This window comes from Sphingobacterium sp. UBA7855, from assembly GCA_002500745.1.
Taxonomy (GTDB): domain Bacteria; phylum Bacteroidota; class Bacteroidia; order Sphingobacteriales; family Sphingobacteriaceae; genus Sphingobacterium.
Genome location: DLST01000020.1, coordinates 356,828 through 369,215, shown reverse-complemented (window position 1 = coordinate 369,215; position 12,388 = coordinate 356,828). Strand labels below are relative to the sequence as shown.

The 12,388-nt window shown below is 39.1% G+C and carries 10 protein-coding genes; 5 read left to right on the top strand and 5 right to left on the bottom strand.

What is annotated here, in order from left to right; all coding sequences use genetic code 11:
• Window positions 1–37: 37 nt before the first annotated feature.
• The gene (locus B2107_RS20940) at window positions 38–1,336 is read right to left on the bottom strand and encodes a DEAD/DEAH box helicase (RefSeq protein ID WP_293957702.1); all 1,299 of its coding nucleotides are present in this window, start codon (window positions 1,334–1,336) and stop codon (window positions 38–40) included.
• A 53-nt stretch (window positions 1,337–1,389) separates the two neighbouring features.
• Window positions 1,390–1,719 (bottom strand): DMT family transporter, encoded by a 330-nt coding sequence (locus tag B2107_RS20935; protein WP_293957701.1) that lies wholly within the window; start codon window positions 1,717–1,719, stop codon window positions 1,390–1,392.
• A gap of 154 nt (window positions 1,720–1,873) precedes the next feature.
• On the opposite strand from B2107_RS20935, the gene B2107_RS20930 reads away from it, so the two are divergent.
• The 4 genes from B2107_RS20930 (at window position 1,874) to B2107_RS20915 (ending at window position 7,218) form a co-directional block, all read left to right on the top strand.
• Window positions 1,874–4,120 carry a sensor histidine kinase gene (locus B2107_RS20930; protein ID WP_293957700.1) on the top strand — a complete coding sequence of 749 codons (2,247 nt, stop codon included), beginning with the start codon at window positions 1,874–1,876 and terminating at the stop codon, window positions 4,118–4,120.
• 12 nt (window positions 4,121–4,132) lie between these two features.
• The gene (locus B2107_RS20925; protein WP_293957699.1) at window positions 4,133–4,765 is read left to right on the top strand and encodes a response regulator; all 633 of its coding nucleotides are present in this window, start codon (window positions 4,133–4,135) and stop codon (window positions 4,763–4,765) included.
• A 100-nt stretch (window positions 4,766–4,865) separates the two neighbouring features.
• Window positions 4,866–6,146, top strand: a complete 1,281-nt coding sequence (locus tag B2107_RS20920; RefSeq protein WP_293957698.1) for a hypothetical protein — start codon at window positions 4,866–4,868, stop codon at window positions 6,144–6,146.
• Window positions 6,147–6,210: 64 nt separating this feature from the next.
• Complete coding sequence (locus B2107_RS20915; protein ID WP_293957697.1) at window positions 6,211–7,218, top strand: YihY/virulence factor BrkB family protein; 1,008 nt, start codon at window positions 6,211–6,213, stop codon at window positions 7,216–7,218.
• A 182-nt stretch (window positions 7,219–7,400) separates the two neighbouring features.
• Here the strand turns inward: B2107_RS20915 and B2107_RS20910 are convergent, their stop codons facing one another.
• Window positions 7,401–8,561, bottom strand: coding sequence for a Gfo/Idh/MocA family protein (locus B2107_RS20910; RefSeq protein WP_293957696.1), 1,161 nt, complete (start codon window positions 8,559–8,561; stop codon window positions 7,401–7,403).
• A 33-nt stretch (window positions 8,562–8,594) separates the two neighbouring features.
• Window positions 8,595–9,647, bottom strand: a complete 1,053-nt coding sequence (locus B2107_RS20905; protein WP_293957695.1) for a sugar phosphate isomerase/epimerase family protein — start codon at window positions 9,645–9,647, stop codon at window positions 8,595–8,597.
• A gap of 343 nt (window positions 9,648–9,990) precedes the next feature.
• Between B2107_RS20905 and B2107_RS20900 the strand changes: the two genes are divergently transcribed.
• Entirely contained in the window at window positions 9,991–11,679 is a 1,689-nt protein-coding gene (locus B2107_RS20900) for a GMC oxidoreductase (RefSeq protein ID WP_293957694.1), read from the top strand.
• 29 nt (window positions 11,680–11,708) lie between these two features.
• Here the strand turns inward: B2107_RS20900 and B2107_RS20895 are convergent, their stop codons facing one another.
• The gene (locus B2107_RS20895; RefSeq protein WP_293957693.1) at window positions 11,709–12,251 is read right to left on the bottom strand and encodes a hypothetical protein; all 543 of its coding nucleotides are present in this window, start codon (window positions 12,249–12,251) and stop codon (window positions 11,709–11,711) included.
• Window positions 12,252–12,388 lie beyond the last annotated feature (137 nt).

Sequence of the window (12,388 nt, the reverse complement as noted above, 5' to 3'; positions counted from 1 at the left end):
GGGANNTCCCTTTTTAGTTGTAATTTATTTTGAACTTCTATTTCTTTTTCATTTTCATGGTCATTTTCGCTTTTTCACCGCCGCCATAATTATAAGTTTTAGCATTGCTTTCTTTCTTTTGGTGAAAGGCTCCTCCACGAGAAATATCTGTTTGGTCTTCTTCCTTATTCACCTTTTTCTTCTTATCGGCGGTCGAATTATATATGGACACATCTTCGGGTAACGCCAGTAGGTCCATTCTTTTACCAACGGCCTGTTCGACTTTTTTTACCATAGGTAATTCCAGGTCTGTCGCAAAGGTTAGTATTACAGTTTCTTCGTTCTCTTCATTTTTGAGGAGATGATTTAAGAATTGCTCCTTCTCATTTGGTAATTCAAATTGGAAAACGAATGGAATAGCGGAAAGATCAATATCATTTGTGTTTTCTCTCGCAATAATCAATACACGGGATTGACTATTTTCTTTGAAGTCTTCAATGGCTTCATAACCGAAATCGTCGTAAAATAATGGATTGAGTACCGCAATTTCTTCTTTATTCCTGCTGAACAAGTGGCTGGCTAATTTTTGGGCCGTAAGTTTCGTGTTTACAAAAACTACTACTTTCTGAAATACTTCTTTATCTTGCAGCAGATGATTTAATAAATTGATTTTTGTTGTGAAATTAGGGACATGGTATACGAACAAATCCAAGGTGTCAACAGTATCGTTTTCAAGTTCGTCTACCTCTATGACGGCATAGTCTTCATTCATGAAATTGTCTACCATGTCATATAGTTTCTGATGTTCAACCGTACTGAATATGATATGTTGCACTTTACCACAGCTTTCCGCCAATTCGCGTACGGGTGTTTGCATTCCTTGTTTGATAATCTCTTCCGCATCATCGATAATTAACGTCTGAATTCGATTGAGATTTAGCGCTAGTTTGAGATAAATCGCTCTAGCGCGATTTGGTGTAGCTACAACAATATCCTTTCCGTCAACTAATTCCCCGATTTCCTCTTCCATACTGCCTGATGCGCGTAATCCAATAATGCGAAGGTCTCTATTTTTGCTCAGTTGGTAGAATTTTTCAACAATTTCGTCGATACGTTCTTCATTTGGCGCCAAGATCAAAAACTTTGGAGCTTCATCTGTTGTGAATTTCAACTTCATCAAAGTGGTTAAAACATAAGTTGTGGTTTTGCCAGCTCCTTCAGGAGCGATGGCAATAACATCCTGTCCACCAAGAATTCTGGAAATGCACCGACCCTGAATTTCCTTTGGAGCCAGATAACCGAGTTCAGTCATCGTAGCAGTCAATCTTTTGCTAAGTTTTAGTTTCTCTAACGACACGTATCCTTTAATTTATGTAAGTTACAAAAATACAAATTTAGATCTTACATCAGCTAATGTGTTCCCATTTTTGAAAACAGATTGATAACGATGACTCCAGCGATGATTAAAACCATACCAACAATGGCCGCTGTATCGGGAATCTGTTTAAATAAAAACATACCCACCAGGGTGATCGCTACAATTCCAACTCCTGACCAAATTGCGTAGGATATACCCACAGGTAAGTATTTCAGGGTAATACTTAAAAAGTAGAATGCAATAATATACCCGACAATACTGATAATCGTTGGTTTGATCAGCGTAAAGCCTGCCGACTTTTTGAGAAAAGTTGTTGCGAAGATCTCAGCAGTTATAGCAAGAAATAAATAGAAGTACTTCATTGTAGCAAAGGTATGATTTTTTGTTTAGCAAGCTCCGTCAGATTTGCATACCAATAGCATTCGTTTTACTTCTATGTACGATAATTTATTGTGTATAAAGCCAAATTTATCTAAGTTTGGGCTATTCACATAGCGAGATACAATATTTGATTTTATGGGGTATGTTCTGAATCTTTGGCGTTCTATTCTAATATTTTTTCTTTTTCTATGTCCACGTTTTGTTGTGTTGGCTCAAGAAAAGCTGCAGGAGTTAAGGAAATCGTATTACAGTCTTCCTTTGGGAAGCAGAGAGCGGTTTGTACTGACGGGAAAATACGCACAGGCCCTGTATTTTAATAATGAGAAAGCGCTGGCGGGTCAACTACTGCATGACAATATTCAGTTGGCTAAAAACTATCCCGACAAGCAGTATTATGCGTATTTGAATTGCATTGCTGCGATGAATAGCTTTAATGATCATGCTTTTGAAAAATCGCGATTTTATTTGGAACACGCTAAATCTGTGCTCCCAATTGTCAATGAAAATGGAACAAAGGGATATGTACATTATTGTGCTGGGTGGATTATGACGCGGCAGAATAAAGAAGATGAGGCAGTTGCGCAATTCCATAAAGCAATTTCTTACTTAGATAAGGCGCCGCAGACAGAGGCAAATATCGCTCGTAAATTGGCGGTTTATAAAGAACTCACAGCAATCTACGCCAATCAGCGTAATTATGATTTTCAAGAAAAGTATACTTCATTATTGTTGGAAACGGCTAAAGCAGGAGGGAATGTCAATAGCTTATTTGATGCGTACATGCAAGCTGGTTATTTGTTTGAAGAGGAGTACAGGTTAAATCGGGGGAATTTTGATCTATTGAGTAAAGCTGAACAACACTATCTTGATGCTTATAGCTTGGTTAACAAGAATGATAAACATCTTATCAATCCGACGGATCTAGCCTATGTTTCTGTTAATCTTGCAAATCTATACCACGAGTTTTATTTGGATAGCGGTGCTAAAAAAGCAATAGCCTACGCTAAACAAGCTTTGGATATCGCTGCTGAAACTGGACAATATGCCATCACGGTGCCCGCCTATGGTATTCTCGCGGATGAAGCTTTCAAAGTTGGCAGCCGTGATGAAGGTAAGAAATACCTGCAAATAGCTTTGGATAATCTTAATCGAGAGCCACATTACGATTATCAGGTGGGTTTAAGTCTATTTAGCAGGCTGGCCGAAGTAAGTGTTGAAGAAGGAAAATATGAAGAAGCGTTCAACTATCAGAAAAGCTACATAGATGTATTTCAAAAGGCTTTCAACTCGGATAAATTAGATAAGACCAAACAGTTGGAACTGAAGTTTGAGCGAGAATTGCAGAACCAGAAGTTAATGCGTCTTCGTTTAGAGGGGGAGAAAAAGGAACAGCAGATTAAGTTGATGAGAGCTTTGAATGACAGACAGCATCAACTGGTTGAGAATTTGAAATTGAATGAACTGAATCGTGCGCAGCAGCTTAAAGTATTACAACTTGAAAGAGATAAGAAGGAGCAAGATTTGCAGTTAAGCCGACTGGAGAATACACAACGTTTACAAGAACTTGACGTGTCAAAAAAGAAAATTGCTTTTAAGTCGCGTATGAATTCAATTTACATTTGCTTATTTATTAGTTGTTTGGTTGTTATTGTTTTGTTATTCTATGCCTATTGGCAGCGTTCCAATGCATTGAAACAGCGGGAGCATTTGCATCAATTAGAAATCGAAAAAAATAATCAGCAGCATGCAATCGAAAGCCTGACAGCAATGCTTGCCGGGGAAGAGAAGGAGCGGACGCGTCTTGCCCGTGACTTACATGATGGCTTGGGTGGTTTACTGTCTAGTACGAAGTTAGGTTTGTCGGAGCTTAATAAAGCTACTTTAGAAAAGAAATCCGTAAAGGAAGGAATAGATCGAAGCATTGATCTCTTGGATGGGGCGGTAGATGAACTTCGTCGGCTTGCCCATAACCTTATGCCTGATTTAATTGTGAAATATGGTTTGAAGGAGACTTTAAGAGACTATGCAAGTCGTATGAGCCAGGTTACCTGTGTCGTTATATGCGAATTTCTGCAATTTGAATCCACGTTGAGTACTGAACAGGAAATTTCTTTGTATCGAATTATTCAGGAATTGGTCAATAATGCGTTGAAGCATGCCAGTGCTTCCAATATTTTAATACAGCTTTCTTCACATAATAAGCGTTTACATATCACAATTGAAGATGATGGCAAGGGTTTTGATATAAAAAGTGTCGATTTGCAGCATGCAGCAGGAATGCATAATGTGCGTTCAAGACTTTCATTTTTAAACGGCGAAATGAAGCTCATGTCTGATCAGGGCTCGGGTACTACAATAGAGCTGGAAATACCCATGGTTTAACTTTTAGAAAAAATGATTAAGATAGCGATTACAGACGATCACCCTTTGTTGCTTGAAGGTTTGAAAAACATAATCAACGCGCATGAAGATTTTGAAGTTGTCGGCATGTATTCTAGCGCGACAGAGCTGTATAAGTCTATTGCGGTAGACATGCCAATGGTATTGCTCCTCGATATTAATCTACCTGACGCTAACGGGATAGATTTAGTTAAAGGACTGAAAGAGAATAATAATGATTTGAAGATAATTGCATTTAGTGTACACAATGAATTTGCAGTCATCAATAGTATTCTAAAAGAGGGGGCGGATGCCTATTTACAGAAAAATGCAAATGGCGATGAAATACTGACTGCTATTTCAGATGTTATTGTTGGAAAGCGCTATATCTGTGAGAAAACCAGGATTATTTTGAATCAGAAGTCAGAAATAGGGCTGAAGCAGGTGCCGAAGTTGACTCGGCGTGAAAAAGAAGTGCTCAGTTTAGTGGCGAAAGGTATGACAACTAATGAAATTGCCGACGTTCTCTTTATCAGTTCGCACACAGTAGAAAGTCATCGCAAAAATTTAATGGAGAAATTTCAAACGAAGAGTGTTACTGCCGCTGTAAAATCTGCCCTTGAATATGGTTTAATTATAGAATCATAAATGGAATGACCAATTCCCTGATTTCAGGGGTGGAAAAGGCGCTGTTTAGTTGATATTTTTGATCCCATTACTTTAAATTTCGTTATAGATTGAAATCAATATGATAAAAAAGACAATAATTTGGACGATAGGGATTGTTATTCTTTTAATGATTACCGTATGGGGAATATATAGTTTTAGGCAACAAGAGTCATACAAATCATTGGTGCATAAAGAAAGTAAAGCATTATTAACTGTATCATTGGATGATATTCTGTTGAATCAGTTTTTTAATACATGGCAACTATCACCAAAAGAGCGTTTGCATTTGGGCAAAAGGCTCAGTAAACTTCAAGATAATGGTATTGACATCAAAGCGAATGTTTTTCTTTTTGCCTTGGAGGAACATTCAAAAAATTTTTATGCTTTTTTTCAGCTAAGGGATAAACAGCAATTTCTATATTTTCTAAAGGATGTCATTCATGTTGATTCTATCGAAAAGGGCGTGGAGTCTGGGATGGCCTATGCGTATGATGAGACGAATAAAATAGCATTTGTGTGTCGAGGAAATGATTTATTGGTTGGTGTAGGTTTTGATCTTGATAAGAAGAAGGAAGAGATGTTGCAGCTCATTCAATCAAAAGGTGATATGGTAACTATTAAACAATTTATCGATGATCCGAGCACACTTACCGGTCAATCGGTTCGTTACAGTGATTTATCTACTAACAATTATGTTGAACTGACATTGAAGGGTGATCATGTTGATGTTTATGGTGAATTTACATCAAGGAATTGGAACTTTCCGAAAGCGTTCCTTGTCAGGGAACTTGCATCGAAACAATATATTGCAAAATCTTGGGTGAATATTCCTACAAATCAACTGAAAAATAAAATAAAAGTAGCGTTTGAAGAATTTCCGATGATGACTGATTCTCTTTTCACACATTTAAACGGTAATTATATTGATATTGAAATATTAAAAAATAAGGTAACTCAGACCGATACGATTATCAATTATGCGGTTGATGAGAATTTTGAAACGGTCGAAGAGAAAACGCTGTACAATACACGCGTTCCAGAAGTGCGGATTACCATGCGGGGAGATAGTAACCTCAACAAGTTTCTGCCCAATAAGCTATTTTACCAGTGGTTTAAAAAACAAGATAGGGGATTCAGTATGTTGTCGACATCACAGGACGTATACCGATTAAATGTGAGCTATAAGAATACTGATGAGTTATCTCATGTTGCGATTCATCTGGCGGACTGGCCAAATGAAGTTAAGGTTCCGCCCATTTTAACGCTGAAAACCATTGCTTCAGATATCATTCTTAGTCTAAGGGTCGTAAACCGGGATCGAATCGTTCTGGAAGGCACTTTAAAGGACTATTCGCATTAAAGCATATAAAAGACAAACTTTCTCTACTAATTAATGGTTTGTTGTTGAGATAAAACGCGAAGATATGGATATTAGAACTAAGAGTAGCAGTAAAATAAAAACCTATTGGCGGATTTTGAAAAGTACTGTTGCGGGATTTCTCAATGAGGATTCAATGAAGTACAGTGCGTCACTATCTTATTATACCGTTTTCTCGATCGGTCCAATATTCGTTCTAATCATTGCTTTGGCTGGAATTTTTTATGGAGAGGATGCCATTGAGGGGAGGGTATTTTTGGAGTTACGCAGTTTTGTGGGAAATAGTGCTGCTAAGCAGATTCAGGAGGTTATTCAGAATTTACAATTGTCAGGAAAGTCAAATCTGGCATTGCTGTTCAGTAGTGTTACCTTAGTTTTAGCCGCAACAACAGTTTTTGGAGATATACAAAATTCCATTAACAAGATTTGGCACGTACGTGCGAAGCCAAAAAAAGGATGGCTAAAGTTAGTTCAGGACAGACTTTTGTCTTCATCATTAGTTATAGGATTGGGATTCTTGCTGGTTGTTACACTAATTGTTAATGGTGTGATTTTGACTTTGATGGATCAGCTGCAGCGATATTTTCCAGATATGACAGTTATGTTGGTAAACGGAATCAACTTTAGTTTATCCTTTGGAACAATTTTTCTTTTGTTCAGTGTGATCTTTAAGATACTGCCGGACGTCAATATTCCTTGGCGAACGGTTCGTGCTGGCGCTTTATTTACCTCCATTTTATTTGTGTTAGGCAGGTATTTCATTGGGGTCTATTTAGAACATTCGGCTACACAAGATACTTATGGTGCGGCGGGTTCGTTTGTATTGATCTTGTTGTGGGTGTATTACACAGCCGCTATCCTATATTTTGGGGCCATTTTCACCAGAGAATACGCGACTGTGATGGGAATTCCAATAGAGCCTTCACCATACGCTGTTCATGTCGAGATTCGGGAAATTGAACGAGATGTTGCTGAAATTCCTCCAGCTCCATTAACACAGGAAGAACAAACTATAGTGATAGCGGACGCTCCAAATTATGTGAAAAAACAATAGCTGTTGAATTGAAACCGTTCTATATAGGGATAAGAAAAATGGAACGAAGCGTATATGTTAGAAACTTTATTGAAATGCTGAGAACTATATTAATCCGCTGTGGTAATCAAACATCAATTCGCGAAAATAGCAACCGATGAGGTGTCTCCCGCGGGCGGGGAAACCACATCGGTTTTTTTGTTTTAGTAACTTAGGAATTCAGTCCATTTTTGTTCAGACGCTGCTGAAGCAAGTACAGTTTCCAAAAACATCATGCCCCGGACACCATCAATTACGGTCGGGAAGTCAGTCTCTTCTTCTGTAGGAACTTTACCTTGCATGGACGCTAAAAGTGTCGTTGCAAAATTTCTATAGATATTGGCAAATGCTTCAATGTATCCTTCTGGGTGGCCAGCTGGTAAGCGTACATTATGTTGTGCGAGTGGCGAAAGATATGGTTGTCCGGCTCTAAAGAGCTGTGTCGGCTGATCGACATGTTTGACGATTAGTGTATTGGCATCTTGTTGGTTCCATTCTAAACCGCCTTCTTCACCATATACTCTAATTTTTAAGGCATTTTCTTCTCCGGCAGCGACCTGTGAGGCAGATAGCACTCCCGTTGCACCGTTTTCAAATCGGAGTAAAATATTGCCGTCGTCTTCCAGTTTTCTCCCGTCGACAAAAGTTTGTAAATCGGCACACATTTTAGTTATTTTCAGGCCTGAGATATATTCTGCTAAATGTGCCGCGTGGGTTCCGATATCACCCATACATCCGCTTTTTCCACTTTTTTCTGGATCTGTGCGCCAGAATGCTAGTGAGAGTCCGTTTTCAATGAGTTTACTGAGCCAACCTTGTGGGTACTCGACCATAATCTTTCTGATTGGACCTAGTCGACCTTCTTTCACAAGTTGACGGGCCTGTTTTACCATAGGATAAGCGGAGTACGTATATGTCACACAAAGGGTTAATCCGGTTTCTTCAACTTTTTCTTGAAGTAAACGCGCTTGTTCAAGTGTGAAAGTCATCGGTTTTTCAAGGACGACATGAAAGCCATGGTTTAAGGCCATCATTGCCGGTTCGAAATGAGCAAAATTAGGGGTGACGATGCTGACGAAGTCCATACGTTCTTGCGTAGGGCGTTTACTTTCTTCTAAGATCATTTCCTGATAACTTCCATAACTTCTTTCTTTTGGAAGTCCTAAAAGTAATCCAGATTCTTTGGCAACAATAGGGTCAGCGCTTAGTGCTCCGCAACATAATTCAATATGGCCGTCGATTGCTGCAGCCATACGGTGAACAGCACCTATGAAAGCATTCTTTCCTCCGCCTATCATACCCATTTTAAGTTTTGTAGTGCGCATAAAGTTAAATTTATAATGACGAGATCTTCTGTTTTACAACCCCAATAGTTTACGATTGAGGTTATCGTTGGTTTCTACTGCAGCAAAATTATCGAATGCTTTATCGGTAACCCGTATGATGTAGTCTTTAATATGCAGGGCACCTTCCCGAGCACCATCTTCAGCATTTTTAAATGCACACTCCCATTCGAGTACCGCCCAACCTTTAAAATCATACTGTGTAAGTTTGGTAAATATGGCTTTAAAGTCCACTTGTCCATCGCCAATTGATCTAAATCTACCCGCTCTACCTTGCCAGTTCTGGTAGCCACCATACACACCCTGACGGCCAGAAGGTGTAAATTCAGCATCTTTAACATGAAACATTTTAATTCGCTCGTGATAAATGTCGATAAATTCGAGGTAATCGAGGCATTGAAGGACAAAATGGGAGGGATCATAAAGTATGTTTGCCCGTTTGTGATTGTTGACATTTTCGAGAAACAGGTCGAAAGTAGCACCATCGTGGAGATCTTCCCCTGGATGTAATTCATAACAGAGATCGACATCATATTGCTCGCATTCATCCAGTATGGGTAACCATAATTTGGCAAGTTCCGCAAATCCGGTTTCAATCAGGTTGGCTGGCCGTTGTGGCCAAGGGTATATGAATGGCCATAGTAATGCGCCACTAAAGGTTGCTAATGCTTTCAGTCCAAGATTGTGCGAGGCCTGTACGGCATATTTTAATTGTTGTATGGCCCACTGTTGTCGTGCTGCGGGATCTTTATGTACATGTTGTGGCGCAAAGGCATCAAAGAGATCATCAAAACTTGGATTTACAGCGATTAGTTGTCCTTGAAGATGGGTTGAGAGCTCGGTGATTTCCAATCCATAGGACTGTACTTTAGCTTTTAGGTCGAGTGCATAGCTTTTGTCGCGTGCTGCTTTTTCTAGATCAATAAAACGGGAATCTAAAGTTGGCAACTGAATGCCTTTATAGCCGAGCGCTGAGGCCCATTGGCAGATATTTTCTAAAGAATTAAACGGGGGTTCATCGCCGATAAATTGTGCGAGAAAGATAGCAGGACCTTTAATTGTTGTCATATTTATTACGTTTTGAAAAGACCATATTCCAGACTGAAAAGACTTATATGCCGATTAGTCTGAAACAATGATTTAGTCTCTAGTTTATACTGTTATAATCTGGTTATTCAAGTTACGAACTTGTCTTATACAATATTACAAAAATTTGCAACCGGTTGCAATTAAATCAAAAAAAAAGCTTAAACTTGTTTAGGGAATTTATTCTACTTCGTTGCCGAGGTGGATAAGCTCGAGGTGCAGGGTAGATTTATCATTAAACTTTGCCATTGTTTGTGATAGAAAAAACTCACTTCGGAAAAGGAGTTTTCCAACAGGTAGTAACCAATAAACCAACTACAACTACATGAATAATAATGTATACGATGCTATTGTCGTCGGGTCTGGAATCACTGGCGGCTGGGCAGCGAAGGAACTAACAGAGCGGGGACTTAAAACCATAATGTTAGAAAGAGGACGCAATATTGAACATATTAAAGATTATCCATCCCCCAACAAAGATCCATGGGATTTTCCACATGGTGGCCGTGTACCGTTGAATATTGCGCAGCATTATTTGCCATTTGGAATCAAAAATCAATGGATAAACGAAGGAAATATTGATTTTTGGACCAATGAAACTGAAAGTCCATATAAGGAAATAAAACCCTTTAATTGGTTCAGAGGTTATCAGGTTGGCGGGCGGTCGCTAATGTGGGGGCGGCAGAGTTATCGTTTGTCGGATATTGATTTTGAGGCTAATAGCAAAGATGGTTACGGTATAGATTGGCCTGTACGTTATCGGGAAATTGCACCCTGGTACAGTTATGTCGAGAAATTTGCCGGCATCTCTGGTAATAAAGACGGAATAGCAGTGCTGCCTGACGGTGAATTTATGCCGCCGATGGATATGAATGTTGTAGAAAAAGATCTTGCCACACGACTGAAATTGCGTTACCAGGGCAAGCGGCATTTTATCATTGGTAGGGTTGCCAACATAACAGTTCCGCATCATAACCGCATCAATTGTCAATACCAAAATAAATGCTGGCTTGGCTGTAATTTTGGCGCTTATTTTAGCACACAGTCTGCCACATTACCTGCTGCGATGAAGACAGGAAAGTTAACGTTACGTCCGTTTTCCATTGTAAAGAATATTATTTATGACCCTGATACGCAGCGAGCTAAAGGAGTTGAAATAGTTGATGCAGAAACGAATCAGACGTATGAATATTTTGCCAAAATTGTTTTTGTTTGTGCATCGACGTTAAATTCCACCTGGTTATTAATGAATTCCGCTACTGCTATATGGGAAAATGGTCTGGGTAGTAGCAGCGGGGAACTGGGGCATAATTTAATGGATCACATGTTAAATAGTGGTGCTGGCGGAAGCGTAGATGGATTCGAAGATAAATATATTTTTGGTCGAAGGGCTAATGGATTATATGTTCCGCGATTCGTTAATGTTCCCGGAGATAATAAGCACAGAGATTATGTTCGTGGTTTTGGCTATCAGGGGGGTGCTTCAAGGCCACAATGGACAGGTGAGGTCGAGCATATGAGCGTGGGCGGAGCCTGGAAGGATGCTATTACTGAGCCTGGCGGCTGGAAAATTGGATTCACTGCTTTCGGGGAAATACTGCCATACCACGATAATAAAGTCGTATTGGATTCGTCTATTCGCGATAAATGGGGACTTCCTGTATTAGCAATAGATGCAGCGATCAAAGAGAACGAGCGGAAGATAAGACGCGATGCCAGTAATGAAATGGTGGAAATGTTAACATCAATTGGTGTCAAAGATGTAAAGACCTACGATAATGGGTTCAGTATGGGACAGGGAATTCACGAAATGGGCACAGCACGAATGGGCAACGATCCAAAAACATCAGTACTGAACAAATTTAATCAAGTATGGGACGCGAAAAATGTTTTTGTGACAGATGGGGCCTTTATGACTTCTTCATCGTGTGTGAATCCATCACTAACGTATATGGCATTTACCGCAAGGGCGGTAGATTTTGCGGTAAATGAGCTAAAAAAAGGTAATCTTTAATATGTTGAAATTTTATCGATGGCGTTACGCTAATTGACTGCGGGATCAATTAGGGAAGTGGTTAAACTCATAAACTTCAAAAGATTTTTGTTATCAAAGATGAGCGTAGTAAAATGCGTACCCGTTTTCATGATCAGGCTAGTACCGCCAGGGTAAGCGCTTCCATCATCAAGCTTCTTCTGTTTGACTTGGTGACGACTGAATTTTGAGAGCGCGTCTTTGAGGGTTGTTTTATTCATTGCTAGATCAAAAGGTAGCCCTTCGATAACCAAAAACTTATCTTCATGAATATCGAAAAAAAGTTCATTAACAGTTTTGTCATCGCCGTAATTGCTATACAGTTCTAAACCAGATGTAGTGATCCATTTTGCATACTTTTCCGCATTGGCGTCTTCATAAAATTCCGTTTTGACATGCAACGCCGTCGCAATTTTATCCACTGTCTGTGGAAATATAAATTCTCGATTTTTATTTAACATTGTCCTTAAATCCACTTTGTTTTGGGCAAAAGCAGTTGTCGCAAGCAGTAAAAGAATCATATTTAATGCGAAGCCTTTTATTTTTATCATCATCTTGTTGTGTATTTGAAGTTTTATATTCCAATGTAATTAAAATAATCAAAAGGATAAAAATACACAATAGTATACTGTATCTTTTTTTTTTAAATCCACTAAACGTTCACCTATGGACATTTAGGTCGCTAAAGGCA